Consider the following 26,162-nt stretch of genomic DNA (forward strand, 5'->3'; position numbering starts at 1 on the left):
AAAAGACCTTGCCGGTGTAGCTCAGTTGGTAGAGCAGCGCATTCGTAATGCGAAGGTCGGGAGTTCGACTCTTCTCACCGGCACCATGATTCGAGAGCTCGGCGCTGCCCGGTCTCTTCCCTGGACGTCTTGCCAAGCGGCGCAGCGCCGCTGCGCAGGCGCTTGACCAGGTAGACGGAACGATCCCTGATCGTTTGCGAGCGCCCTTGACGATCGACGACGGCGTATTCGTTCAGGAACTCCACCGCGTCGGCGTCATAGCCGCGGCGCTCGTACAGCATGCGTGCACGAGGGTTGCCATGGCTGACGCCCAGCCCGATCGCTTCGCAAGCGCGCGCCGCTGCCAGCGACTCCATCTCATCCATCAGGCGCGAGCCAACCCCCAAGGAACGATAGCGAAGGGGGACGAACAGGCGATAGATCTCCGGGATGTCGCGCCAGCGCTGCGCGATCTGCGGCGCATGCAGGCGACGCCATCCGATGAAGCCGATACCGATCGGCACGCCGCGATACCACGCCACCAGAATATCCAGGTCGCCATCGGCCTGCTCCTGCAAGCTCGACGAGTAAGGCGACACGAGCGGCGCCGGAACCGCCCGCTGCACCGCGTCGATCTCGGAGGCGATGAGCCTCCGGATGGCGATGTCGTCGATCGCTCGACGCGGTACCCCGCGCTGCCAGCACCATTCGATCAGCGTCTTGAATCGCCTCACCAGCCATCGCATGTGTTCGATATGCCGCAGACCATCGCGAGGACGCTCTGCCGGACGAATTGTTGCTCTCGGGGTGGTGGACTCCATTGCATCAAGATTGTTCCGTCTCGACGCCCGCGCGGCACGGTTCGGGACGGCGACAGTCCGATGTTCCGGTCATATTCCCGGCCACGGCGGCGCTTTCACATCGTCCCGACTCTTCTCACCTTGGCCACCGAAGCGCTAGATCGATCGCATGCGCGAGGCCGGCAGCCGCCAACCACGCCACGATCCAGAGCCAGGAGGAGGCTGCCAGAGCCCCCCGCAGCGCCAGCATCAAGCACAGCCCCGACACCAGGTTGACCGCGAAGTCGCCGATGCGCACGCCTTTGCCGGTGTGGCGGTGATAGAGCGCCAGCGCGAGGCCTTCGATCACGGTCAGACCGATGACCAGATCGACGACGACGACGCTCGAGAGCGCTTCGATCACGGCGCCCTCAGGTCCCGAACGGGCCGTTGAGCCGGACGGTCGTGAGGTTCAGGAAGCCGGCGAACGCCACCCACGCGAGATACGGCAAGAGCAGCAGGCTCGCAGGGCGCGCATAGCGGGCCAGCACCCCCATCAGCAGCAGCACCGACAGCCAAAGCAACGCCACCTCGATCAGCGCCCAGTCGGGCCGGTGCAGGCGGAAGAACAGCAGGCTCCACAGCACGTTCAGAAAGCCGTTGAGCGCGAAGAGCGCCAGCATCCACTCGCGATCGACCTGCCGCGGCGCACGCCGCCACGCAACGACGCCGGCCATGGCCGCCAGCGCGAAGATCGCTGTCCACGCGGGACCGAACAGCCAGTCGGGCGGCTTCCAGGGCGGCTGCACGAGCTGCTGGTACCAGGGGCCCAGATCGGTCATCAGGCCGCCGAGGCCGGCCACCGCGAGCGCGGCGGCTGCCGCGATCAGGACAGGCTTGAGCAGGCCACCGCGTGAGGTCATGCGCGCACCAGCCCCAGCAGGTGCCCCATGTCCTTGAAGAAGATGCGCACGTGGGCCATCGGCTTCTTGCGCACCAGTTCCTTGTTCATGTACGACTCGAAGGTGAGTTGCTGCACGTCGCGGTCCTCGCAGATCGTGACGAAGCGCTCGCGGCGGCGGTCGCTGGAGTACCAGAACCACTGCATCACGCCGAGCACGCGGAACACGGTGCCGTGGGCCTTCATGAAGCGCCGCCGCGCCTGCTGCAGGCAACGGCCGTCGCCGGTCTGCAGCACCGACTCGACGGCCTCGGCCGCGAGCCGCCCGGAGGCCATCGCGTAGTAGATGCCCTCGCCCGAGGCCGGCGCCACCACGCCCGCCGCGTCACCGGCCAGCAGCACATCGCGGCCGTTGTCCCAGCGCCGCAGCGGCTTCATCGGGATCGGTGCACCTTCGCGGCGCAGCGTCTGTGCGCCCTGCAGGCCCGAATCGGAGCGCAGGCGGCCGACGGCGGCGCGCAGCGAGAAGCCCTTGTCGGCGCTGCCGGTGCCGATGCTCAGCGTGTCGCCATGAGGAAAGACCCAGCCGTAGAAGTCGGGTGACAGGCTGCCACGGTAGTAGACGTCGCAGCGCGAGCCGTCGTAGCCCGCCGGCCGGGCCTCGGGCGTGCGGACGATCTCGTGGTACGCGAACACGCAGGGGTTGCGCTCGGCGCCCACGATGGCCTGGCGGGCCACCGCCGAGCGCGCCCCGTCGGCGCCGATGACACAGCGGGCGCGCACGCTGCGCGCCACGCCGGCGGCGTCGCCGGCCCGCTCGCGGGCCTGGTAGTGCACGACGCTCACGCCGTCGTCGTCGCGCGTGAGCCGGTCGAAGCTGCCGATCTGCCGCTGCGCGCCGCCGCCGGCCGCGCGCTCGCGCAGCCATTCGTCGAAGTGATCGCGGTCGACCATGCCGACGAAGCCGTTCTCGATCGGGATGTCGACCCGCTTGTCGGTCGGCGACACCATGCGCGCCGACGTGGCTCGCGCCACGAGCAGTTCGTCGGGGATGGCGAAATCGCGGATCAGCCGCGGCGGGATTGCCCCGCCGCAGGGCTTGGTGCGCCCGGCCCGGTCGAGCAGCAGCACGCTGCGGCCGAGGCGGGCCAGGTCGTGCGCCGCAGTGGCGCCGGCGGGCCCTCCGCCGATCACCACGACATCAAAAGTAACCGACGACGACGTTGCTTCCATGACCTCACCTCGCTTCCATGCCGACGCCAGAAGCGGCGTCGAGCGATCGATTCCGGACCTCGCGCGCGGGCGCGTGCTCCGTCTCGACCCTCGCCGCGAGCAGCGCGGCACCGACGAACAGCAAGGCCTCGAGCGCGAACACGGCGGCATAGGCCTGGGCCGGCGTTCCGACCAGCCACCGAGCCAGATCGCTCGCCGCCGTGCCGACCAGTCCGCCGAGCCCGAAGGCCACCGCCTGCGCGCCACCCCACAGACCCATGCGAGTTCCTTCGCGGGCCTGCCGGCCCTCGCCGGCCAGCCGCATCATCGAGGCGATGGCCGCGATCGAGAACGCACCGTTCGCGGCCCCGAGCAGAAAGACGGTGAGCCCCAGCCATGTGCCCTCGCCGCTCAGCCCGATCCTGACCAGGCCCATCAGCGCGACCCCCGAGGCCAGGCAGCCGCCCACCGTCCAGGCACGCAGCGAACCCCAGCGCTGTCCCGCCAGACCGCTGCCGGCCGCGGCGACGAGCAGCATGCCGACCAGCACGCCGCCATGCTGCACCCCCGACAACTGCGTCGATGCGCCGGGCGTGTAGCCGAACACGGTGCCGGCGAAGGGCTCGAGGATCAGGTCCTGGGCGCTGAACGCCAGCATCGAGACGAAGATGAAGAGCGTGAACCGGCGCGCCGCAGGTTCGGCCCAGACCTGGGCCAGCGCGTCGCGGAACGACGTTCGTGGGGCCGCGTCCGCCGCCGCGCCGACGGGCACCGCATCGTCGCCTTCGAGCCGATACAAGGCCAGCAGCGTCATGGCGAAGGCGATCGCGGACACGCCGAACGAGACCTGCACCAGACGCCACGGCGTGTAGGGATCGAGCAGCCTGCCGGCGAGCCCGGCCGTCACCGCAAAGCCCGCGATCATCATCAGCCACACCACGGTGGCTGCCGCGGCACGGCGCGACGGAGCCACGCGCTTGGCCAGCAGCACGAGCAGCGAGGTCCCGCTGGCGCTGACGCCCAGACCGATCATCAGGAAGGCCACGACGGCCAGCGCGATGCCGGCCGCCGGGTGGCTGCCCATCCAGGCGGTGGCCACCGCTGCGGCCACGCCGCCCGACGCCAGCACGGCCATGCCGCCGACGATCCACGGCGTGCGGCGCTGGCCGAGATCGGAGCCGTAGCCCATGCGCGGCCGTGCCACCTGCACCAGGTAGTGGATCGCCACCAGCAGGCCCGGCAGCAGCGCGGGCAGCGCCAGCTCGACGACCATCACGCGATTGAGCGTCGACGTGGTCATCACGACTACCGCCCCGAGCGCGGCCTGCACGAGGCCGAGCCGCAGGATGCGACCCCAGCCGAAGTTCTGCTGCGGCGTCATGCGCGCCCCGCTTCCAGCGATCGCAGCGCGAAGGCGCTGACCATCATGCCGGCCACGAACAGCGGCACGCCGAAGCCGCTGTACCAGGTGGCCCGCTCGCTCGGGCTGTCGAGGAAGCGGTCCATCATCAGCAATTGCAGCAGCAACAGCAGCCCGACCACGAGCGCCGGCACCGGCCGGCCCCAGTGCACCAGGGCCAGCACCACGAGCAGTTGTGCCAGGCTCATGATCCAGCAAGCCACACGCGCGGCCGGCTGCACGCCCAGGCGCACCGGCAGCGAGCCGACGCCCATGCGCCGATCGCCCTCGACCGACTTGAAGTCGTTCAACGTCATGATGCCGTGCGCACCGCCGCTGTAGAGCGCCGCCAGCAGCAGCGAGCGGCCGCTGGGCATGCTGCCGCCGGCCATCACGGCCGCGCCCGTGGCCCAGGCCAGGCCTTCGTAGCAGATGCCGCAGGCGGCATTGCCCCACCAGCCGTTCTCCTTGAGCCGCAGCGGCGGCGCGCTGTAGGCCCAGGCGAGCAGCAGCCCGACGACGGCCGCCCCGAAACCCCAGGGGCCGAGCAGGCTCGCCACCGCAAGGGACACGCCGGTCCAGCCGATGGCCAGACCCAGACCCCAGCGACCGGGCATGCGACCGGAGGGGATCGGCCGCTGCGGCTCGTTGATCGCGTCAACGTGCCGGTCGAACCAGTCGTTGACCGCCTGGCTGGTGGCGCAGACCAGCGGCCCCGCCAGCAGCACACCGACGATGACCACCGGCCAACGGTCTGCAACCGGCGCGCCCGAAGCGATCACGCCACAGCCGAACGCCCACATCGGAGGGAACCAGGTGATCGGCTTGAAGAGCTCGATCACTGCGGACAATGCCGGACGTGCCATGCCAAAGATTCTTGGCATGACATTAAACACTGTCAATTAGAACTTACACATCGACGGCAGGGCGCGGTATGTCGCTCACCCACCGCCACGAGCGCGAGGAGCTAGCTTTCGCTCTCGACCGTGGCGTCGCCGAGGCCGTAGCGGCGCAGCTTCACGTACAGGCTCTGACGTGACAGGCCGAGCATCTCGGCCGCCGAGGCGCGGTTGTCGCGTGTGAGTTGCAGTGCGGCCTCGATGCAGAGCTGCTCGATCAGGTCGGTCGTGTCGCGCACGATCTCGCGCAGGGGCACGCGCCCCACCAGTTCGGTCATCTGCCCCACCGAACGCGGCACCTCGCGGCTGGCGCGGGCATCGCTCGGCAGGCGGCGGCCGACGTCGCGGATGGTGAAGCCCAGGCAAGGCTGCTCGCCCTCGGTCACCGCAACGGCCGAGATCTCGACCTCAGAGGTCGAGCCGTACTCGCCGCGCATGCTGGTGGCGAACAGCCGTACCGCGCCGCGCTGACGCAGGTTGCTGATCAGCACGCTCAGATCGACCCCGGTGCGACCCAGCCATTTCTCGAGCGAGACGCCGCGCGCCTGCTCCTCGGTGGCGAGCTGCGCCAGATCGAGGAAGGCCTGGTTGGCAGTGAGGATCAACCCGTCGAGATCGGTCACGACGAAGCCGTCCGGTGCGCTCTCGACCAGGCGCAGCAGCATGTCCTTCGGGCTCGGCTTGGGCAGCTCGGCGGCATGGCGCAAAGCCGACAGCCGCACCAGGAAGTGCGACGACTTCTCCTGCCTGAACAGCGACGCCGACACCGTCCATTCGCTGCCGTCCTTGCCCAGACGCGCCTTCACGGTGTCGGATCGTCCGGTGGCGCGCACCGCAGCGAACAGTTCGTCGACCGCCGCCTGGCCCGCGGCATCGAAGGCGCGCGCCAGCGACCAGCCGGCGCGCTGCGTGGCGTCGCCCAGCAGCTTGCTGGCCGCGGGGTTGGCGTCCTCGAGCTTGAGCGTGGCGGCGTCCAGGATCAGCACCGGCTCCGACGACACCTGGAACAGCACGCGGTAGCGCGTCTCCATGTGGCGCATGCGCCAGTAGTCGCGCTCCATCGACTGCTGGGCGCTGACCAGGCGCTGCTGCAGGGCCGCGTTGGCCCGCAGGTCGCGGCCGAAGGCCACCGAGCGCCCGACCGCCAGGGCATGGCCCTTGCTCCCGACCGGCACCGCGGCGTAGAGCAGCGGCAGATCGGCGCCATCGGCCGAAGGATGGTTGATGTGGCGCCACTTCGGGGCGCCCTTCCCCCCCAGTTCGCGCAACAGCGCCTCGACCTTGGGGCGGCTCTCGACCGTCACGGTCTGGGCCCAGGACTTGCCGAGCCAGTCCTGGTAGCCGGCCTTGGAAAGTTCGTCATTGCCGAAGGCGAGGTCGCGGATGATGCCCTCGCCGTCGACGATGAGCGCCACGTCGGACGACGCCGCGATCAGCCGCCCCGCCGCCTCGGCATCCAGATCGCCGAGCGACAGCGACGGTTCATCGAACGACTTCATGTCCGACTTTCCGTTCGCGCTGCCACTCCTGACGCATGACTGCCTCTTTTCTGTTCGGTGCCTACCGAAAAGGGCAGCGCACTAGCAGCGTTGGGTTCGCTGCGCGATCAATTGTTCCGCAAGAATCGGCGCATGGCGCCCATCGGTGGCCAAAGCGTCGGCGCCGACGCTCGCCACGAACTCCGGATGCTCTATGAACATCGGACCTCCGACCATTATGCCGACCTCGCGGTTGCGGGCCCGCTGCCGTACCGAGCGGATGCACTCGCGCAAGGCGTCAAGGTGCGTCTCGCTGCCCAGCGAGAAGCCCACGACATCGAACCACTCGCTGCCGACCATCTCGTTGGCGTCGAGTTCGCACTCCCAGGCGCCGCCGGCCACGTCCCACCCCGCGCGGCGGAAGAACTCGGCCACCATCACCAGCCCGAAGGTGTGCTGCTCACCCGGGCTCGGCAACAGCAGCACGCGCCGCCCGTGCGCCGGGTGCTCGACCGACTGGCCGAACGCCGGACTCAGCTCCCGCAGCACCTGCTGCAACCGGCCCAGGCCCACGGTGACCTCGGTGAAATCGCACAGATCCTCGTTCCACAGGTGGCCGAGATAGCGCGCCGTCGGGGCGAGCAGGTCCAGGTAGATGCGCTCGATGCTCACACCGCGGGAACGGATCGCCTCCACACAGGCGAGCGGCAGATCCTCGTCGCGCGACAACACCAGCTTGGCGAAATCCTCGACGTCGCGCTGGCTGATCAGTTCGCCGTCGATCGAGGGCGTCTGCGGGCACTCGTGCACCAGGCGGTGCGCGAGCATCAGGCGCGGGATGATCTCCTGCTCGATCGCGCGCGCCAGCCGGGCCATTCGCGCGTCGGGGTTGTCGTCAACCTGCTTCGCGTCGGGCATGGCGCCGGACTCTGCCGCTTCGCCCGGCCCGGGGCAGTAGTTCACCCCTTGTTCGCCGCGCAGCAGTAGTTCGGGCACCCAGCCTTGAACCGCTCGATCCATCAGGTGTCTCCTCGCGAAGTGAGAGAGCTGGCTTCTGCGTGGCGGCTCAGGCGGATGCCCGGGGGCAGTCAAGCAACCAAACTTCTTGTTGCGTTCGATCTCGTCCGGTGTCGGCAGCCCTGGAATCCCGAGGATAGAAAGGCATCCTGCGCGGCTTGTACTGCGGTCAAAACGCAGCGTCAATTGGCGTGCGCCCGTTGCTGTGCGTGCATCCAGCCGCCCCGCGGCCAGGCCGGCACGATGCACGGACGGTGGCACGACGGCAGCTGGCAGAACGACGTTCCGGGGCACGGAGCCTCCTCGCAATCGACCCACCGCGGGAACGATCCGCGGGGCAGGACATCGGCACCGACCGGGCGTCGGCACCGTCCGAGGAATCATCGGAGTCGATTCGCAATATGTCAATCTAGATTTACGTCCATACCAATTGACACTCTCGGTCGACCGATCTAGATTCGGTGCCATGGGTGCCTGGGACAAGCCGAAATCGAGGGACGACACTGCCCGTCAGGCGGTGTGCCCGGCGCTGTACACGGCCCAGGAGAAGCGCCGGCGCGACGAGTCCGGCTGGACGCTGGTGCAGGGCGTTCTGGCGCCGGTGCAGTTCCTGATCTTCCTCGTGAGCCTGGGGCTGGTGCTGCGCTACCTCGCCACCGGCGAGGGCCAACAGGCGGCCACCGCCTCCATCGTCGTCAAGACCCTGGCGCTCTACGCGATCATGATCACCGGCTGCCTGTGGGAGAAGGCCGTGTTCGGCCGCTACCTGTTCGCGCCGGCCTTCTACTGGGAAGACGTGTTCAGCATGCTGGTCCTGGCGCTGCACACGGCCTACCTCGTCGCGCTCGCGACCGGCGCGCTCGAGACGCGCGCGCTGATGCTGCTCGCGCTCGCTGCCTACGCGACCTACGTGATCAACGCGACGCAGTTCCTGTTGAAGCTGCGGGCGGCGCGGCTGCAGCACGCGCGGCAGGCCACGCCGCCACTGGGCAGCGCCGAGGCGAGCGGCGCATGAGCCCGGTCATCCCGATCCGCGCCACCAGCGACGGCTGCTCCGACGCGCCCGTGCTGCGCGAGCGTGGCCAGCGCGAAGTGTTCTGCGGGCTGACCGGCATCATCTGGCTGCACCGCAAGATGCAGGACGCCTTCTTCCTGGTGGTGGGCTCGCGCACCTGTGCGCACCTGATCCAGTCCGCCGCCGGCGTGATGATCTTCGCCGAGCCGCGCTTCGCCACCGCCATCATCGACGAGCGCGACCTCGCCGGGCTGGCCGACGCGAACGAGGAGCTCGACCGCGTGGTGACGCAGTTGCTCGCCCGTCGCCCGGAGATCCGGCTGCTGTTCCTGGTGGGCTCCTGCCCGTCCGAGGTCATCAAGCTCGACCTGTCGCGCGCCGCGTCGCGGCTGTCGAAGACCTTCTCGCCGTCGGTGCGGGTGCTGAACTACTCGGGCAGCGGCATCGAGACCACGTTCACGCAGGGCGAGGACGCCTGCCTCGCCGCACTGGTGCCGGGCCTGCCTTCGCCGGCCGCCGACGCGCCGGCCTCGCTGCTGGTCGTCGGCGCATTGGCCGACGTGGTGGAAGACCAGTTCACCCGGCTGTTCGCCGACATGGGCCTCGGCCCGGTGCGCTTCTTTCCACCGCGGCGCGCGACCGAACTGCCCGCCGTCGGCCCGCAGACGCGCTACCTGCTGGCGCAGCCCTTCCTGGCCGACACCGCGCGGGCGCTCGAAGCGCGTGGTGCGGTGCGCCTGGCTGCGCCCTTCCCGCTCGGCGTGGAAGGCACGACGCAGTGGCTGCAGGCCGCGGCCAGCGCCTTCGGTGTCGAAGCCGCCGCCTTCGAGCGTGCGACCGCGAGCGCCCGCGCCCGCGCCACTGGCGCGCTGGCGCGCCACCGCGTGCAGCTGGACGGCAAACGCATCTTCTTCTTCCCCGACTCGCAGCTCGAGGTGCCGATCGCCCGCTTCCTGGCGCGCGAACTGGGCATGGCGCTGGTCGAGGTCGGCTCGCCCTACCTGCACCGCCAGCACCTCGCGCAGGAGCTTGCGCTGCTGCCGGCCGGCACCGTGCTGTCCGAGGGACAGCACGTCGAGCACCAGCTCGATCGCTGCCGCGCCGCGCGGCCCGACCTCGTGGTGTGCGGCCTGGGCCTCGCCAACCCGCTCGAGGCCGAGGGCCTGACCACCAAGTGGTCGATCGAGCTCGTGTTCACGCCGATCCAGGGTTACGACCAGGCCGCCGACCTGGCCGAACTGTTCACGCGGCCGCTGCTGCGCCGCCTGAAGCTCGTCGCCTAGGAGCCCGACCGTGCAGTTGACGCTCTGGACCTACGAAGGCCCGCCCCACGTCGGCGCGATGCGAATCGCCACGGCGATGAAGGACGTTCACTACGTACTGCACGCCCCACAAGGCGACACCTACGCCGACCTGCTGTTCACGATGATCGAGCGGCTGCCCCGGCGCCCGCCGGTCACCTACACCACCTTCCAGGCGCGCGACCTCGGCGGCGACACCGCGGAGCTCTTCAAGAACGCGGCGCGCGAGGCCTACGAGCGCTTCGCACCCGCGGCGATGATGGTGGGCGCGTCGTGCACCGCCGAGCTGATCCAGGACGACCCCGGCGGCCTGTGCCGCGCCCTCGATCTGCCGATCCCGGTCGTCGCGCTCGAGCTGCCGTCCTACCAGCGCAAGGAGAACTGGGGCGCGTCGGAAACCTTCTACCAGATGGTCCGCACGCTGGCCGGACCCGCTGCTGCGGCTGCGGCGTCCCGCACCCGGCCCGAGCGGGCACCGCACCAGCGTCCGCGCTGCAACATCCTCGGCCCGGCTGCGCTCGGCTTCCGCCACCGCGACGACCTGCAGGAGATCCGCGGGCTCATCGCCGCGCTCGGCATCGACGTGCACGTCGTCGCACCGCTCGGCGCCACGCCGGCCGACCTGGCGCGACTCGGCGAGGCCGATTTCAACGTGGTGCTGTACCCGGAGATCGCGGCGCTCACGGCCCAGTGGCTGACCCGTACGTTCGGGCAACCTTGCACCAAGACCATCCCGATCGGCGCCGCCGCCACGCGCGACTTCATCGCCGAGGTCGCGCAGCTCGCCGGTATCGACGCGGAGGCGGCGCTCGCCGAGGCGGCATCTCGCTCGACCTGGTACGCGCGCTCGGTCGATTCCACCTACCTGACCGGCAAGCGCGTGTTCGTGTTCGGCGACGCAACGCATGCCGTGGCCGCCGCACGCGTGGCGACGCAGGAGTTCGGTTTCACCGTGGTCGGCCTCGGCACCTACAGCCGCGAGTTCGCGCGCGAGGTGCGGGAAGCCGCCAAGCTCTACGGCGTCGAGCCGCTGATCACCGACGATTACCTCGAGATCGAGGCGAAGGTCGCCGAACTGCAGCCCGAGCTCGTGCTCGGCACGCAGATGGAACGGCACATCGCCAAGCGCCTGGGCCTGCCCTGCGCGGTGATCTCCGCACCGGTGCACGTGCAGGACTTCCCGGCGCGCCATTCGCCGCAGATGGGCTTCGAGGGCGCGAACGTCCTGTTCGACACCTGGGTGCATCCGCTGATGATGGGGCTGGAAGAGCATCTGATCGGCATGTTCCGCGGCGACTTCGAGTTCCACGAGAACGCGGCGCCTTCTCACCTGGGCGGTTCTCATGCGGCTGCCGCGAGCGCGGCCGTCGAGCCACCCGCTCCCTCGACGATCGATGCTGCTCCCGCCGCCGATGCCGGTACGGTGATCGTCGTGGCGGCCTGGGCCGCCGAAGCCGAGCAGGAACTCCGCAAGATCCCGTTCTTCGTGCGTGGCAAGGCTCGGCGCAACACCGAGCGCTACGCGCTGGACCGCGGCATGCCCTTGATCACCCTCGAGACCCTCTATGACGCCAAAGCGCACTTCAGCCGCTAGCGCCTCCGGGCCGCAGACCGTGACCGTGCATCCGGCGATGCGCGTGGTGATCGTCACGATGGACAGCCACCTCGCGAGCGCCGCCGAGCGCGCGCACCGCGCGCTGCAGCGCACGATGCCCGGCCTGCGCCTGAGCGTGCATGCCGCGGCCGAGTGGGGCGGCGATACCGCGGCGCTGGAGCGCTGCCTCGCCGACATCGCGCAGGGCGACCTCGTCATCGCGACGATGCTGTTCATGGAGGAGCACTTCCTGCCGGTGCTGCCGGCCCTGCAGGCGCGGCGCGAGCACTGCGACGCGATGGTGTGCGCCATGTCGGCGTCCGAGGTCATGAAGCTCACGCGCATGGGCAAGTTCAGCATGGACGCGCCGGCGAGCGGCCCGATGGCCCTGCTCAAGCGCCTGCGCGGCAAGCCCGAGGCCAAGGGCAACGAGTCCGGCGTCAAGGCCACCGCCGGCGCGCAGCAGATGAAGATGCTGCGCCGGCTGCCGAAGTTGCTGCGCTTCATCCCCGGCACCGCGCAGGACGTGCGCGCCTATTTCCTGACGCTGCAGTACTGGCTCGCCGGCTCCGAGGCGAATATCGCGAACATGGTGCAGTTCCTGGTCGACCGCTACGCCGACGGGCCGCGCAAGGCACTGCGAGGCCTCGCCAAGCCGCAGGCGCCGGTCGAGTACCCGGAGCTCGGCGTCTACCACCCGCGCATGGCGCCGCGCATGTCCTCGCAGCGGGCCGACCTGCCGCGCGTGGCCACCAGTGGCAAGCGCGGCACCGTGGGACTGCTGCTAATGCGCTCCTACCTGCTGGCCGGCAACACCGACCACTACGACGGCGTGATCACCGCGATGGAAGCGCGCGGCCTGCGCGTCGTGCCGGCGTTCGCGACCGGGCTCGACTCGCGCCCGGCGATCGACGCCTTCTTCCTCGACGACGGCCGCCCGAGCATCGATGCGGTCGTCTCGCTCACCGGCTTCTCGCTGGTCGGCGGTCCGGCCTACAACAATGCCCAGGCCGCGGAGGACATCCTCGCCAAGCTCGACGTGCCCTACCTCGCCGTCACGCCGGTCGAGTTCCAGACACTCGACCAGTGGGGCGGCTCGCCGCGCGGCCTGCTGCCGGTCGAGGCGACGATGATGGTCGCGATCCCCGAGCTGGACGGCGCGACCGGCTCGATGGTGTTCGGCGGTCGCGGCAGCGCCGAGCACATCGCCTGCACCGGCTGCGCGCACGGCTGCACCTTCCGCAACGTCGCCGATTCGCACGACATGCACAGCTGCATCGAGCGCGCCGACGCGCTGGCCGCGCGCGTCGGCAAGCTCGTGGACCTGCGGCGCTCGCAGCGTGCCGAGCGCAAGGTCGCGGCGGTCGTCTTCAACTTCCCGCCGAATGCCGGCAACACCGGCACCGCGGCCTTCCTGTCGGTGTTCGAGTCGCTGTTCAACACGCTGGCCGCGATGCAGCGCGAGGGCTATACCGTCGAGATGCCGGCCAGCGTGGACGAGCTGCGCGATCGCATCATCAACGGCAATGCACTGCGCTTCGGCGCCCAGGCCAATGTGCACGTGCGCATCCCGGTCGACGACCACGTGCGGCGTGAGAAGCACCTGAAGGAGATCGAGGCCCAGTGGGGCCCGGCGCCGGGCCGGCAGCAGAGCGACGGCAGCAGCCTGTTCGTGTATGGCGAGCGCTTCGGCAACGTCTTCGTCGGCGTGCAGCCCGCATTCGGCTACGAGGGCGACCCGATGCGCCTGCTGTTCGAGAAGGGCTTCGCGCCGACCCACGCCTTCTCGGCCTTCTACCGCTGGCTGCGCGAGGACTTCGGAGCCCATGCGGTGCTGCACTTCGGCACCCACGGCGCGCTGGAGTTCATGCCGGGCAAGCAGAACGGCCTGACGGCCACCTGCTGGCCGGACCGGCTGATCGGCGACCTGCCGAACTTCTACCTCTACGCCTCGAACAACCCCTCCGAGGGCACGATCGCGAAGCGCCGCGCCGCGGCCACGCTGATCAGCTACCTCACGCCGCCGGTCGCGCAGGCCGGGCTCTACAAGGGGCTGGTCGACCTGAAGGCGCTGCTGGAGCGCTACCGCGGCCTGGAGCCCGACGCGCTGCGCGAGGCCGACGAGCTCGCGGTAATGATCCAGGCCCAGGCCGCCACGCTCGACCTCGCCGCCGTCGAGCCGCCATGGGGTGCCGAGGCCGCCGTCGTGCAGATCGCGAAGCTGACCGAGGCCGTGCTGGAGCTCGAGTACACGCTGATCCCGCATGGCCTGCACGTCGTCGGCCGCGCGCCCAGCGTGACCGAGCGCGTGGACCTGCTGCTGTCGCTGGCCGAGGCCTCGCACGGTCAGCGCCCCCCGCGCCCGATCATCGAGGCCCTGGTCGCCGGTCGCACTCCGGAGGCCGCGCTGGCGGCCGCCGGTGCGGCGGCCGATGCGAAGACCGTCGAGCTGCTGCGCGAACTCGCCGCTGCCGATGCGCTGATGGCCGAGGACCACGAGATCGACGGCATCCTGCACGCGCTCGACGGCCGCTTCCTGCGGCCGGCACCGGGCGGCGACCTGTTGCGCACGCCGGCCATCCTGCCGACCGGCCGCAACCTGCACGGCTTCGATCCCTTCCGCATCCCGAGCGCCTACGCGGTGCAGGACGGCGCGCGTCAGGCGGAGCGGCTGCTGCAGCGGCACATCGCCGACGGCCACGCCTTCCCGGAATCGATCGCGCTGGTGCTGTGGGGCACCGACAACCTCAAGAGCGAGGGCGGCCCGATCGGCCAGGCGCTGGCGCTGATGGGCGCGGCGCCGCGCTTCGACAGCTACGGCCGGCTGGCCGGCGCGCGCCTGCTGCCGCTGGGCGAACTGGGCCGGCCGCGGGTCGACGTGGTCATCACGCTGTCGGGCATCTTCCGCGACCTGCTGCCGCTGCAGATCAAGCTGCTCGCCGAGGCCGCCCTGCTGGCCGCGGGTGCCGACGAGCCACTGGAACAGAACTTCATCCGCAAGCACGCGCTGGCCTTCCAGGGCGAGCACGGCGGCGACCTGGAAACCGCCGCGCTGCGCGTGTTCGGCAACGCCGAGGGCGCCTACGGCTCCAACGTCAGCAGCCTAGTCGACAACAGTCGCTGGGACGACGGTGACGAGCTGGCCGAGACCTACACCCGCCGCAAGGGCTTCGCCTACGGCGTCTCCGGTCGGCCCGTGCAGCAGGCCCGGCTGCTCGACAGCGTGCTCGCCGGCGTGCAGCTCGCCTACCAGAACCTCGACTCGGTCGAACTCGGCGTGACCACCATCGACACCTACTTCGACACGCTGGGCGGCATCAGCCGCGCGGTGCAGCGCGCCAAGGGCCGCGGCGCGGCGGTCGCGCCGGTCTACATCGGCGACCAGACCCGCGACGCCGACGGCGGCGGCACGGTGCGCACGCTGACCGAGCAGGTCGCGCTCGAGACCCGCACCCGCATGCTCAACCCGAAGTGGTACGAGGGGATGCTGCAGCACGGCTACGAGGGCGTGCGCCAGATCGAGGTGCACGTGACCAACACCATGGGCTGGTCGGCCACCACCGGCCAGGTGCAGCCCTGGGTCTACCAGCAGCTCAGCGAGACCTTCGTGCTGGACCCGGCGATGCGCGAGCGGCTGGCCACGCTGAACCCGACCGCTTCGGCGCGGGTCGCGAACCGGCTGATCGAGGCCTCGGACCGCAATTTCTGGAAGCCCGACGCGAAGGTGCTCGAAGCCTTGCGCCGGGCGGGTGAGGAGCTTGAAGACCGGCTCGAAGGTGTATTTGAAGGAGCTCCCGCATGAGTACCACGACCGTCCCGTTCCCCGACATCAAGAACCCCGGGGTTCGGAAGAACCTGCGCCTCGACGGCGAGGGCAGCGTGCAGGTCGAGCTCGATCCGAATCTCAAGATCGGCAATGCCAAGGTGTTCGCGATCTACGGCAAGGGCGGCATCGGCAAGAGCACCACGTCGAGCAACCTGTCCGCCGCCTTCAGCAAGATGGGCAAGCGCGTGCTGCAGATCGGCTGCGACCCCAAGCACGATTCCACCTTCACGCTGACGAAGAAGATGCTGCCCACCGTGATCGACGTGCTGGAGACGGTGGACTTCCACGCCGAGGAGCTGCGCGTCGAGGACTTCGTGTTCGAGGGCTACAACGGCGTGATGTGCGTGGAGGCCGGCGGGCCACCGGCCGGCACTGGCTGCGGCGGCTACGTGGTGGGCCAGACCGTCAAGCTGCTCAAGGAGCACCACCTGCTCGAGGACACCGACGTGGTGATCTTCGACGTGCTCGGCGACGTGGTCTGCGGCGGCTTCGCCGCGCCGCTGCAACATGCCGACCGCGCGCTGATCGTCACCGCCAACGACTTCGACTCGATCTTCGCGATGAACCGCATCGTCCAGGCGATCGGCGCGAAGGCCAAGAACTACAACGTGCGGCTCGGCGGCGTGATCGCCAACCGCAGCGCGGCCACCGATCAGATCGACAAGTACAACCAGCGCATCGGCCTGAAGCTGGCCGCCCACTTCCCCGACCTCGACGTGATCCGCCGCAGCCGGCTGAAGAAGTCGACGCTGTTCGAGATGGAGTACTCGCCCGAGCTGGAGGCGGTGCAGAAGGAGTACATGCGTCTGGCCGCCTCGCTGTGGCTGGGCACCGAGCCTCTGAATGCGGTGCCGATGAAGGACCGCGACATCTTCGACCTGCTGGGCTTCGACTGAGGGACGCGCGATGACACAGGCGACCTACCAGGAACGCAGGGGCCAGATCGAGACCTACTTCGACCGCACCGCGGTCGAGGCCTGGGCGCGGCTCACGTCGACCGCACCGGTCAGCGGCGTGCGCGCGACGGTGCGGGCCGGACGCGACCGCATGCGCGCCACCCTGCTCGGCTGGCTGCCGGCCGACCTGCACGGCACCCGCCTGCTCGACGCCGGCTGCGGCACCGGCGCGCTGGCGGTCGAGGCCGCGCGGCGCGGCGCGCAGGTCGTGGCCATCGACCTGTCGCCCACGCTGGTCGAACTGGCCCGCGAGCGTCAGCCGCGCGACCTGCCGGGGCAGATCGACTTCCGCTCGGGCGACATGCTCGATCCGGCGCTCGGGCACTTCGACCACGTGGTCGGCATGGACTCGATCATCCATTACGAGGCCGCCGACGCCGTGCGCGTGCTGGCCGGTCTGGCGCAGCGCACCCGCCGCAGCATGCTGTTCACCTACGTCCCCAGCAACCCGGCGCTCGTGGCCTTTCGTGCGGTGGGCCGGTTGTTCCCGCGCGGCGACCGCGCTCCGAGCATCGTGCCGGTCGCAGAGAAGACGCTGCACCGTCTGATCGCCGCCGACGCGCACCTGGGCGCGTGGCGCCCGGCGCGCACGCAGCGCGTCGCAAGCGGCTTCTACACCTCGCAGGCGTTGGAGCTGATCGCCCCATGAACGCCGCCCGGCAGCTCAACGACCGCGTGGCCAGGGCCTGGGTCCGCGTGGGCCCACGCTTCCTGCCGTTCGCCGATGCGGCGACCGCCGACCTGCCGCTCGGCCGGCTGCTGCGGCTGTCTCTGTTCCAGGTGTCGGTGGGCATGGCCATGGCGCTGCTCAACGGCACGCTGAACCGCGTGATGATCGTCGAGCTCACGGTGCCGGCCTGGCTGGTCTCGCTGATGGTCGCGCTGCCGCTGGCGCTCGCACCGTTCCGCACGCTGGTGGGCTTCCGCTCGGACACCCACCGCTCCGCGCTCGGCTGGAAGCGCGTGCCCTACATCTGGATGGGCACGTTGCTGCAGTTCGGCGGCCTCGCCATCATGCCGTTCGCGCTGCTGATCCTGTCGGGCGACACCCACGGGCCGGCCGTCTACGGCCACATCGGCGCGGCGCTGGCCTTCCTGTTGGTGGGCGCCGGCCTGCACACCGCGCAGACCGCGGGCCTCGCACTCGCCACCGACCTGGCGCCGCCCGAGTCGCGCCCGCGCGTGGTGGCGCTGCTCTACGTGATGCTGCTGCTCGGCATGGTGGCGAGCTCGCTGGCCTTCGGCGCGCTGCTGGCCGACTTCAGCCAGATCCGGCTGATCCAGGTCATCCAGGGCGCCGCGCTGCTGACGATGGCGCTCAACGTGGTGGCGCTGTGGAAGCAGGAGGCGCGCGACCCGGCACGCACCGCGCACCGCGGCACGCCGCGTCCGGCCTTCCGCACGGCCTGGCGCAGCTTCATCCGCGGCGGTCGCGCGAGCCGCCTGCTGGTGGGCGTCGGGCTGGGCACCGCCGCCTTCAGCATGCAGGACATCCTGCTCGAACCCTATGGCGGCCAGATCATGCACCTGGGCGTGGGCGCCACCACCGCGCTGACCGCGCTGACGGCCAGCGGCGCGCTGGCCGCCTTCACGCTCGCATCGCGCTGGCTGCACCACGGCGGAGACCCTTACCGGCTGGCGGCCTTCGGCGCGCTGAGCGGCGTGATGGCCTTCGCCGCCGTGATCTTCGCCGACCCGTTGAACTCCCCGCTGCTGTTCCGCATCGGCGCGGCACTGATCGGCTTCGGCGGCGGGCTGTTCTCGGTCGGAACGCTGACCGCCGCGATGAGCCTGGATACCAACGGGCAGAGCGGCCTGGCACTGGGTGCCTGGGGCGCGGTGCAGGCCTGTGCCGCGGGCCTCGCCATCGCCGTCGGCGGTGCGCTGCGCGACCTGGTGTCCGGGTTGGCCACGCAGGGCCTGCTCGGCCCCGCGCTCGCCGGTCCGTCGGTCGGCTACAGCTTCGTCTACCACCTCGAGATCGCGCTGCTGTTCGCAACGCTGATCGCGATCGGCCCGCTGGTCCGCAGTGCGGACGCCCCCCACCCCCGCGCCACCGCCAAGTTCGGATTGGCCGAGTTCCCCGGCTAGCTTGCACAAAGGAGACCTCTCATGGAAACAGGAGCCATCACCGGCTACATCGACGTGGCGCAGATCGCGCTGTACGTGTTCTGGGTGTTCTTCGCAGGCTTGATCTACTACCTGCACAAGGAGAACAAGCGCGAGGGCTACCCGCTGGAGTCCGAGCGCTCCGCGCATGTGCGGGTGCAGGGCTGGCCGCCGATCCCGAGCCCCAAGACCTTCAGGCTGCAGCACGGCGGCAGCAGCACCGCGCCGAACGAGCAGCGGTCGCCACCGCAGCACCTCGCGGCCGAGCCGACCGGCCCGTGGTTGGGCGCCCCGCTGCGCCCGACCGGCCGCAACCCGATGCTCGACGGCGTGGGCCCCGGCGCCTACGCCCAGCGCGCCGACGTGGCCGACAAGACCTTCGAAGGCCGCACGAAGATCGTGCCGCTGCGCGCGGCACCGGACTTCGACGTCTCGGCGAAGGACCCTGACCCGCGCGGCATGCGGGTGGTCGGTGCCGACGGCGTGGTCGGTGGCACGGTGCACGACCTGTGGGTCGACCGCTCCGAGGTGCTGTTCCGCTACCTCGAGGTCGCGGTGCCGAACGCCGCCCGCGGCCCGCACGTGCTCCTGCCGATGAACTTCACGCGCATCAAGAACGGCCGCGTGGTGGTGAAGTCCATCCTCGGCAGCCAGTTCGCCGACGTGCCGCGCCACCGCAACCCGGATCAGGTCACGCTGCTCGAGGAAGAGAAGATCATGGCCTACTACGGCGCCGGCACGCTGTACGCAACGGCCGACCGCCAGGAGCCACTGGTGTGAGCGACGACCACGACTTCGAGCCCGCCTACGGGCTGCCCGAGCTGCTGCCGGCCGGCGAGCGCCTGCTCTGGCAAGGCGCGCCGCAGTGGCGGGTGCTGGCGCGCGAGGCGCTCCACGTCCGCAAGCTCGCGGCCTACTTCGGCCTGCTGCTCGCCTGGCGCGCGGTGGTGGTGCTGGGGGACGGCGGGGGCCTCGCTGCCGTCGCGCTGTCGTGGCTGTGGATGCTGCCGCTGGCCGCGCTGGCGCTGGGCCTGCTCACCACGCTGGCGTGGCTGATCGGCCGCACCAGCGTCTACAGCGTGACCGACCGTCGCGTCGTGATGCGCATCGGCATCGTGCTGACGATCACCTTCAACCTGCCCTACCGCACGATCGAGTCGGCCGGGCTGCGCACCAACCCCGACGGCAGCGGCGACATCACACTCACGCTCGCGCCGGCCGAGCGCATCGCCTATCTGCACCTGTGGCCGCATGTGCGGCCCTGGAAGGTGGCGCGCACCGAGCCGATGCTGCGCGCGCTGCCCGACGCGCGGCATGTCGCGCAGCTGCTGTCGAGCGCCCTCGCAGCCTCGGCCGGCGTGGCGCCCGCCACGATGCCCACCCCCGACGCGGCCGAGCGGCCGCGTGCGTCCGACACGCCGGGCCACGCGCTGGCGGCCTGAAGCGAAGCACGGAGATCACCACCATGTCGTCGTCCACCTCCCCAGCGCACGGCGACGCCCTGCCGCGCGGCCCGTTGATTGCGATCGGCGCGATGGTTGCTGCCGTGCTGGTGTCGGTGAGCTTCGTGCGGCTCACCGGCATCGGCGTGATCCGCGTGCAGGACGCGCCGACCGTGTCGGTGCGCGAGTTCCGCTTCGAGGACCGCGCCGACGGCAGCATCGCGGTGCTCGATCCGGCCAGCGGCCGCGTCGTCGAGAGCGTGGCCCCCGGCAGCAACGGCTTCCTGCGCGGCACGATGCGCGGCCTGGCGCGCGAGCGCAAGCGCCAGGGCGTGAGCCCGGAGCTGCCGTTCCGCATGCTCGGTCGGGCCGACGGGCGGCTGACGCTGGAAGACCCCGGCACCGGCCGGCGCGTCGATCTCGGATCGTTCGGCCCGAGCAACGCCGCGGCATTCGCGCAGCTGATGGCGGCCCCGACCGCGGAACGCTGAGCCCTCGGCTGCACCGCACCCATCTCGAGAAGAAGGAGTCGCCCCATGTCCACGCCGGCCACCGCCCTGCCCCAGATCGCACCCAACGAGGCCACCAGCACCGCGCTGCAGGACACCCTGCTGACGCCGCGCTTCTACACCACCGATTTCGCGGCGATGGACCGCATCGACGTCGAGCCGATCCGGGCGCAATGGGATGCGCTGATGAGCGAGTTCCGCGCCGACGCCAACACCGACCACTTCCAGCGTCCGCCCGAGATGGTGGGCAACTACGCCGAGCTGCCGCCGGCGCTCTACCAGGAGTTCAAGGACTTCCTGATCAGTTCGGTGACCTCGGAGTTCTCCGGCTGCGTGCTCTATGCCGAGATCAAGAAGCACGTGGCCAACGCCGACATGAAGGAGTTGTTCGGCTACATGGCGCGCGACGAGTCGCGCCACGCGGGCTTCATCAACCAGTGGCTGAAGGACTTCGGGATCGGCGTCGACCTGGGCTTCCTGGCACGTGCGAAGAAGTACACCTACTTCCGGCCGAAGTTCATCTTCTACGCGACCTACCTGTCCGAGAAGATCGGCTACGCGCGCTACATCGCGATCTATCGGCAGATCGAGCGCCGCCCCGATCTGTGCTTCCACCCGATCTTCAAGTGGTTCGAGAAGTGGTGCAACGACGAGTTCCGCCACGGCGAAGCCTTCGCACTGCTGCTGCGCGCCAACCCCAAGCTGCTGACCGGCGTGAACAAGCTGTGGATCCGCTTCTTCGTACTGGCGGTGTTCGCGACCATGTACGTGCGCGACCACACGCGCCCGGAGATGCATGCCGCGCTCGGCATGGACCCGACCGCCTACGACTTCGAGGTGTTCCGCATCACGTCGCAGATCACCAAGCAGGTGTTCCCGCTGACGCTCAACCTCGACGACCCACGCTTCCATGCGGGGCTCGAGCGGCTGCGCCGGCTGTCGCTGGCGGCCGAGGCCGCGCGCGCACGCGGCGGCTTGATCGGTGGCATCCGACGTCTGGGCATCGGCCTCGCGGCGGGCGCCACCTTCGTGCGGCTCTACTGCCTGCCGGCCCAGCCGAACACGCTGCCGCAGAACGTCCGCGTCGCGCCCGCCTGGTGAGCGGCCGTCGGCGCAGTACGCAGCACTGAACACCGGGAACTTCAGCGATGGCCTCGTATGCGCTGCCCGTGCTGTTCACGGTCTTCGTCTGGTGGTTCAGCACCGGACTGATCCTCTACCTCGACGGGCTGCCGCGCCACACCTTCAAGTGGACGATGCTGGTGGCCACCGTGCTGCTGGCGCTGGCACTGGCCGGTCTGGTCATGACCGGCGACGACACGCGCGTCACCGGCGCCTACCTCGCCTTCTTCTGCGGCCTGGTGGTGTGGGCCTGGCAGGAGGTGGCCTTCCTGCTCGGCTACGTGACCGGCCCGCTGCGCGAACCCTGCCCCGAGGGGCTGGCAGGCTGGCCGCGCATGCGCCGCGCGCTGCAGGCCCTGCAGCACCACGAGCTGGCGCTGGTCGTGCTGGCGCTGGCGGTGGTCGCGGCAACCTGGGACCGGCCCAACCAGACCGGCCTGTGGACCTTCATGATCCTGTGGACCATGCGGCAGAGCGCCAAGCTCAATGTCTTTCTCGGCGTGCGCAACCTGAACGAGAACTTCCTGCCGCCGCACCTGAAGTACCTGCAGACCTATTTCCGGCGCCGGCCGATGAACGGGCTGTTTCCGGTGTCGGTGCTGCTCGCCAGCGCCGGCGCGTGGCTGATCTGGGAGGCCGCCTTCACGGCCGGTATCGGCCGCTTCGAGCTGACCGCGCTCACCTTCGCCGGCACGCTGCTGTCGCTGGCGGTGCTGGAGCACTGGTTCCTGGTGCTGCCGCTGCCGTCCGAGAACCTGTGGAACTGGGCGCTGCGTTCGCGCGCTGCGGTCGAGGTCGGCGGCAAGCCCGTCTGAGACCGGACCTCCGTTTCCCCGCTGGCGCACCCCTGTCAGGTGCGCTACCGTCGCCCTGCAGCATCCAGCAGGATGGTGCGATCAGAGCCTCGGCGAGAGGCCGTTGCGCGCGAAGTTCCGAGCGCCGGAACGAATGGGACGACCGATGAGATCCAGGCCTGGAGGAGTGGCAGCTTGAGTTCCGCCAAGGGCGACCTGCCCGATCTCGGGCCCCTGTCTCCGTGGGCACCGGAGCTGGCCGAAACCTTCGTGTCGCTGGCCAGCGACATCGCTCTCGTGATCGACGAGCAGGGCGTGATCCGCAAGGTCGCGCATGGCGGGGCCGTGCCGCTGGAACTCACGGCGCACGACTGGGTCGGCCGGGCCTGGATCGACACCGTCACCGGCGACACCCGCACGAAGATCGACAAGCTGCTCAGCGAGGTGACCACCACCGGGCTGGCGCGGCGCCGCGAGGTCAACCACCCGTCGGCCGGCGGCGAGAACATCCCGGTGGCCTACACCGCAGTGCGGCTGGGCGAACACGGCCCGGTGCTGGCGGTGGGGCGCGACCTGCGCGCCATCGCCGCGATCCAGCAGCGCTTCATCGACGCGCAGCGCGACATGGAGCGCGGCTACTGGGCCACGCGGCAGGCGGAGAGCCGCTACCGGCTGCTGTTCCAGGTGGCGACCGATGCGGTGCTGGTGGTCGATGCCACCAGCCTGAACATCCTGGAGGCCAACCAGGCCGCGGCCACGCTGTTCGACCTGGGCATCGAGCAGCTCGTCGGCCGTGCGGCGGTGTTCGGCTTCGAACACCGCTCGCGGCCCGCCGTCGACGAACTGCTGACGACCGCGCGCACCAGCGGCCGGCCGGCCGAGATCCGTGCGCGGCTGGCCGGCAAGGTCATCGCCACCAGCGTCGCCGCCACGCCGTTCCGGGCCGACGAGCAGATGCGGCTGCTGGTGCGCGTGCGCGCCATCGACGCACCGCCGGCCGCCGCCCATGCGCTCGACACCACGGTGGTTCGCCTGGTCGACCAGCTCTCCGAAGGTGTGGTCGTCACCGATCCCAGCGGCCGCATCCAGGTAGCCAACCCGGCCTTCCTGAAGCTCGTGGGCGGCCGCGCCGAGGCCGACCTCAAGGGCCGACCGCTGCTGGACTGGCTGGGGCTGTCGCCCGCCGACCTGGCCGCGCTGATCCAGCGCGCCCGCAGCCACGGACTCACACGCCGCCATCAGAGCGTGCTGGTGTCGGGTGACGCGGCGCCGGCCCAGGTGGAGATCGCCGCGGCGCTGCTGGCCGAGGGCGATCAGGAATGCATCGGCTTCACGCTGCGCCGCATTGAACCCCAGGCGGCGGCGATCGCGTCGCCACCGCCGACGGTCGTCGACGGACTGCAGGCTGCGCTCGAGCAGCTGACCACGTCGCTCGGCGACGTGGCGCTGCCGGAGCTGATGCGCCAGGCCAGCGCGCTGACCGAGCGCTACCTGATCGCCGCGGCCCTGGAACGTGCCGGTGGCGACGCCACCGCGGCGGCCGAGTTGCTGCAGGTGAGCCGCCAGAGCCTGGCCCGGCGCCACCGTCGCCACCCCGATGCGGCGGCACGCGCGCCGCACTCCGACCTCCCGCCGGAAGCACGCTAGTGCCCAACAACCCCGCCTTCGGCCAGGCCGACCTCACGAACTGCGAGCGTGAGCTGATCCACCTCGCCGGCTCGATCCAGCCGCACGGGCTGCTGCTGGTGCTGAGCGAGCCGCAGCTGCTGATCACCCAGCTGAGCGGCAATGCCGAGAGCCTGATCGGCACGCCGGCGTGGAGCCTGCTGAGCCAGCCGCTGCGCGAGTTGGGCGGCGACATCGAGCGGCAGGTACGCGAGCTGGCCGCGGCCTCCGACCTCGCCGAGCCGGCGCCGCTGCGCTGCCGCGTGCAGGTGGGCGGCGACACCGACGAGTTCGAGGGCGCGGTCCACCGTGTCGCCGGGATCGGCCTGCTGGTGGAGGTGGAGCCGGCGCATCCGCCGCGCGGCGGGACGGAGATGGTCGACATCGACAGCGAGCGCCTGCTCAAGCAGCTGAGTGGCGCGATCGAGCGCTTCAGCGCCGCCTCGACCATCGGCACGCTGGCCGATGCCGCGGTGCGCAGCTTCCGCGACCTGATCGGCTACGACCGCTGCATGGTCTACAAGTTCGACCCCGACGGCCACGGCAAGATCATCGCGGAGGCCCGCGACCCGCGGCTCGAATCGCTGCTGGGCCACCACTACCCGGCCTCCGACATCCCCCAGCGTGCCCGCCAGCTCTACCTGCGCAACCGCCTGCGCGTTCTGGTCGACGTGCACTACGAGCCGGCACCGCTGCTGCCGCGCCGGCCGGCAGGCTCGGACGAAGAGCTCGACATGTCGATGTCCTACCTGCGCAGCATGTCGCCGCTGCACCTGCAGTACCTGAAGAACATGGGCGTGACCGCGACTCTGGTGGTCTCGCTGGTGCGCGAGGGGCGGCTGTGGGGGCTGATCGCCTGCCACCACTACGCGCCACGCAACCTGCGCTTCGCGGTGCGCGCGGCGGCCGACCTGATGACCGAGGTGATCTCCACCCGCATCGCCGCGATCGAGAACTACGCGCACGCGCAGGTCGCCATCCAGGTGCGGCGGCTCGAGCAGCGGCTGGTCGAGGCCACCTCCACCGAAGGCGACTGGCGGCTGGCGCTGTTCCGCAATCCGCGCACGCTGCTGCAGCCGCTGGACGCGACCGCCGCCGCGCTGTTCTACGAGGGCGAGGTGCTGACCTCCGGCGAGGCGCCGTCGACGCCGGAGCTGCGCGCGCTGATGGAGTGGGTCGACGTCCAGGCCTTCGACGACGGGCTGTTCAGCTGCTCGTCGGTCGCGCGCGAGAACCCGGCGCTCGACTCGCTCACGCCCACGGCCAGCGGCGTGCTGGCGGTCAAGCTGTCGACCTCGCGGCCCGACTACCTGATGTGGTTCCGCAAGGAGCAGCTGCTGTCGGTCACCTGGGCCGGCGACCCGTCCAAGCCGGTGGTCGGCAACGACCCGATGGAGCTGTCGCCACGGCGCTCGTTCGCTGCCTGGTCGGAGATCGTGCGCGGCACCGCGCTGCCGTGGTCGACCGGCGAGCAGGCGCTGGCGCGCGCCTTCGGCCATTCGCTGATCGACATCATCGTGCAGATCAACGCGGTGCGGCTGCTGATCGCTGAACACCAGCTCACGCAGATCCGCAGCACGGTCGAGCATTCCAAGGAGCCGATCGTCGTCGCCGATGCCGAGCGCCGTGCGCTGTTCGCCAACGACGCCTTCTTCGCGCTTGCCGGACGTCCGCGCGAGTCGCGGCCCACGCTCGACGAGATGGCGACGCTGTTCACCGAGCCGAAGATCGTGCGCTCGGTGCTGAACACGCTCGCGCTGGAGCGCCAGCCGTGGCGCGGCGACCTGGCGCTCGACCTGGGAGAGGGCCGCACCCGTGCGGTGGCCGTGCGCGCCGAGGTCGTGCCGGCGCGCGACGGATCGGTGCTGGGTTACTTCCTGATCTTCGCCGACCTCACCGAAAGCCAGCGCGCCGAGGCGGCGCGGCGCCACCTCGAGCAATCGCTGACGCGTGGCGAGGCGGACGCCGCTGCGCCGTCCCGCACGCCGAACGATTCCGACGAGTTGATCAACGCGATCTTCGCCAACGCCAGCCTCGCCGCGATGGACATCGCCGACGGCAATGCCTCGCCGTCGGTCGCGCCCCTGCTCGAGGAACTCGAGGCCTCGACCCGGCGTGCCGCCTCGCTCTACGGGCTCATCCGCCGCTTCGGCGGATCCTGACGG

General features: G+C 70.4%; 22 protein-coding genes and 1 tRNA gene. 15 read left to right on the top strand and 8 right to left on the bottom strand.

Annotated features, from left to right (window positions below):
* The first annotated feature begins 10 nt into the window (after positions 1-10).
* A tRNA-Thr gene (locus ASC67_RS04400) sits at positions 11-86 on the top strand.
* Here the strand turns inward: ASC67_RS04400 and ASC67_RS20150 are convergent.
* The 8 genes from ASC67_RS20150 to ASC67_RS04435 form a co-directional block, all read right to left on the bottom strand.
* Positions 75-800 carry a GNAT family N-acetyltransferase gene (locus ASC67_RS20150; RefSeq protein WP_082535819.1) on the bottom strand — a complete coding sequence of 242 codons (726 nt, stop codon included), beginning with the start codon at positions 798-800 and terminating at the stop codon, positions 75-77. The two genes, ASC67_RS04400 and ASC67_RS20150, sit on opposite strands and share 12 nt — an antisense overlap.
* Positions 801-915: 115 nt before the next feature.
* The gene (locus tag ASC67_RS04405) at positions 916-1,182 is read right to left on the bottom strand and encodes a hypothetical protein (protein ID WP_056315540.1); all 267 of its coding nucleotides are present in this window, start codon (positions 1,180-1,182) and stop codon (positions 916-918) included.
* Positions 1,183-1,189: 7 nt separating this feature from the next.
* On the bottom strand, positions 1,190-1,681 hold the full coding sequence (locus ASC67_RS04410) for a TspO/MBR family protein (RefSeq protein ID WP_056315542.1): 492 nt from the start codon (positions 1,679-1,681) through the stop codon (positions 1,190-1,192).
* Positions 1,678-2,892, bottom strand: a complete 1,215-nt coding sequence (locus ASC67_RS04415; protein ID WP_056315544.1) for a geranylgeranyl diphosphate reductase — start codon at positions 2,890-2,892, stop codon at positions 1,678-1,680. Before ASC67_RS04415 ends, ASC67_RS04410 begins: the two co-directional genes overlap by 4 nt.
* A 4-nt stretch (positions 2,893-2,896) precedes the next feature.
* Positions 2,897-4,252 (bottom strand): BCD family MFS transporter, encoded by a 1,356-nt coding sequence (locus ASC67_RS04420; protein WP_056315546.1) that lies wholly within the window; start codon positions 4,250-4,252, stop codon positions 2,897-2,899.
* Positions 4,249-5,136: a chlorophyll synthase ChlG gene (gene chlG, locus ASC67_RS04425; protein WP_082535820.1), complete on the bottom strand. Its 888-nt coding sequence runs from the start codon at positions 5,134-5,136 to the stop codon at positions 4,249-4,251. Before chlG ends, ASC67_RS04420 begins: the two co-directional genes overlap by 4 nt.
* Positions 5,137-5,237: 101 nt before the next feature.
* The gene (gene ppsR, locus ASC67_RS04430; protein ID WP_056315547.1) at positions 5,238-6,668 is read right to left on the bottom strand and encodes a transcriptional regulator PpsR; all 1,431 of its coding nucleotides are present in this window, start codon (positions 6,666-6,668) and stop codon (positions 5,238-5,240) included.
* 81 nt (positions 6,669-6,749) lie between these two features.
* A complete protein-coding gene (locus tag ASC67_RS04435; protein WP_162245601.1) occupies positions 6,750-7,958 on the bottom strand; it encodes a B12-binding domain-containing protein in 1,209 nt (402 codons plus the stop codon).
* Between the two features lie 172 nt (positions 7,959-8,130).
* Here ASC67_RS04435 and bchF point away from each other — a divergent pair, with 172 nt between their 5' ends.
* From bchF to ASC67_RS04505, 14 genes are all read left to right on the top strand, one after another.
* Positions 8,131-8,679, top strand: a complete 549-nt coding sequence (gene bchF / locus ASC67_RS04440; protein WP_056315551.1) for a 2-vinyl bacteriochlorophyllide hydratase — start codon at positions 8,131-8,133, stop codon at positions 8,677-8,679.
* Positions 8,676-9,962, top strand: coding sequence for a ferredoxin:protochlorophyllide reductase (ATP-dependent) subunit N (locus ASC67_RS04445; RefSeq protein ID WP_056315553.1), 1,287 nt, complete (start codon positions 8,676-8,678; stop codon positions 9,960-9,962). Before bchF ends, ASC67_RS04445 begins: the two co-directional genes overlap by 4 nt.
* 10 nt (positions 9,963-9,972) lie before the next feature.
* Positions 9,973-11,574: a ferredoxin:protochlorophyllide reductase (ATP-dependent) subunit B gene (gene bchB / locus ASC67_RS04450; protein ID WP_056315555.1), complete on the top strand. Its 1,602-nt coding sequence runs from the start codon at positions 9,973-9,975 to the stop codon at positions 11,572-11,574.
* Between the two features lie 19 nt (positions 11,575-11,593).
* Positions 11,594-15,376 (top strand): magnesium chelatase subunit H, encoded by a 3,783-nt coding sequence (locus ASC67_RS04455; protein WP_235566220.1) that lies wholly within the window; start codon positions 11,594-11,596, stop codon positions 15,374-15,376.
* Positions 15,373-16,296: a ferredoxin:protochlorophyllide reductase (ATP-dependent) iron-sulfur ATP-binding protein gene (gene bchL / locus ASC67_RS04460; protein WP_056315559.1), complete on the top strand. Its 924-nt coding sequence runs from the start codon at positions 15,373-15,375 to the stop codon at positions 16,294-16,296. The genes ASC67_RS04455 and bchL overlap by 4 nt, the downstream gene beginning before the upstream one ends.
* Positions 16,297-16,306: 10 nt before the next feature.
* Positions 16,307-17,005: a magnesium protoporphyrin IX methyltransferase gene (gene bchM, locus ASC67_RS04465; protein WP_056315560.1), complete on the top strand. Its 699-nt coding sequence runs from the start codon at positions 16,307-16,309 to the stop codon at positions 17,003-17,005.
* Positions 17,002-18,447, top strand: coding sequence for a PucC family protein (locus ASC67_RS04470; RefSeq protein WP_056315563.1), 1,446 nt, complete (start codon positions 17,002-17,004; stop codon positions 18,445-18,447). The genes bchM and ASC67_RS04470 overlap by 4 nt, the downstream gene beginning before the upstream one ends.
* Before the next feature lie 21 nt (positions 18,448-18,468).
* Positions 18,469-19,245, top strand: a complete 777-nt coding sequence (gene puhA / locus ASC67_RS04475; protein WP_056315565.1) for a photosynthetic reaction center subunit H — start codon at positions 18,469-18,471, stop codon at positions 19,243-19,245.
* Positions 19,242-19,907 carry a photosynthetic complex putative assembly protein PuhB gene (gene puhB, locus ASC67_RS04480; RefSeq protein WP_056315567.1) on the top strand — a complete coding sequence of 222 codons (666 nt, stop codon included), beginning with the start codon at positions 19,242-19,244 and terminating at the stop codon, positions 19,905-19,907. The genes puhA and puhB overlap by 4 nt, the downstream gene beginning before the upstream one ends.
* Positions 19,908-19,930: 23 nt before the next feature.
* The gene (gene puhC / locus ASC67_RS04485) at positions 19,931-20,398 is read left to right on the top strand and encodes a photosynthetic complex assembly protein PuhC (RefSeq protein WP_056315569.1); all 468 of its coding nucleotides are present in this window, start codon (positions 19,931-19,933) and stop codon (positions 20,396-20,398) included.
* A gap of 45 nt (positions 20,399-20,443) precedes the next feature.
* Entirely contained in the window at positions 20,444-21,517 is a 1,074-nt protein-coding gene (gene acsF, locus ASC67_RS04490) for a magnesium-protoporphyrin IX monomethyl ester (oxidative) cyclase (RefSeq protein WP_056315572.1), read from the top strand.
* 47 nt (positions 21,518-21,564) lie between these two features.
* Positions 21,565-22,353, top strand: coding sequence for a putative photosynthetic complex assembly protein PuhE (gene puhE / locus ASC67_RS04495; protein WP_056315575.1), 789 nt, complete (start codon positions 21,565-21,567; stop codon positions 22,351-22,353).
* 174 nt (positions 22,354-22,527) lie between these two features.
* The gene (gene ppsR / locus ASC67_RS04500; RefSeq protein ID WP_056315578.1) at positions 22,528-23,979 is read left to right on the top strand and encodes a transcriptional regulator PpsR; all 1,452 of its coding nucleotides are present in this window, start codon (positions 22,528-22,530) and stop codon (positions 23,977-23,979) included.
* Complete coding sequence (locus tag ASC67_RS04505; RefSeq protein ID WP_056315580.1) at positions 23,979-26,159, top strand: PAS domain-containing sensor histidine kinase; 2,181 nt, start codon at positions 23,979-23,981, stop codon at positions 26,157-26,159. The genes ppsR (ASC67_RS04500) and ASC67_RS04505 overlap by 1 nt, the downstream gene beginning before the upstream one ends.
* Positions 26,160-26,162: the final 3 nt, after the last annotated feature.

It is taken from the genome of Methylibium sp. Root1272 (genome assembly GCF_001425905.1).
Lineage (GTDB): Bacteria > Pseudomonadota > Gammaproteobacteria > Burkholderiales > Burkholderiaceae_C > Methylibium.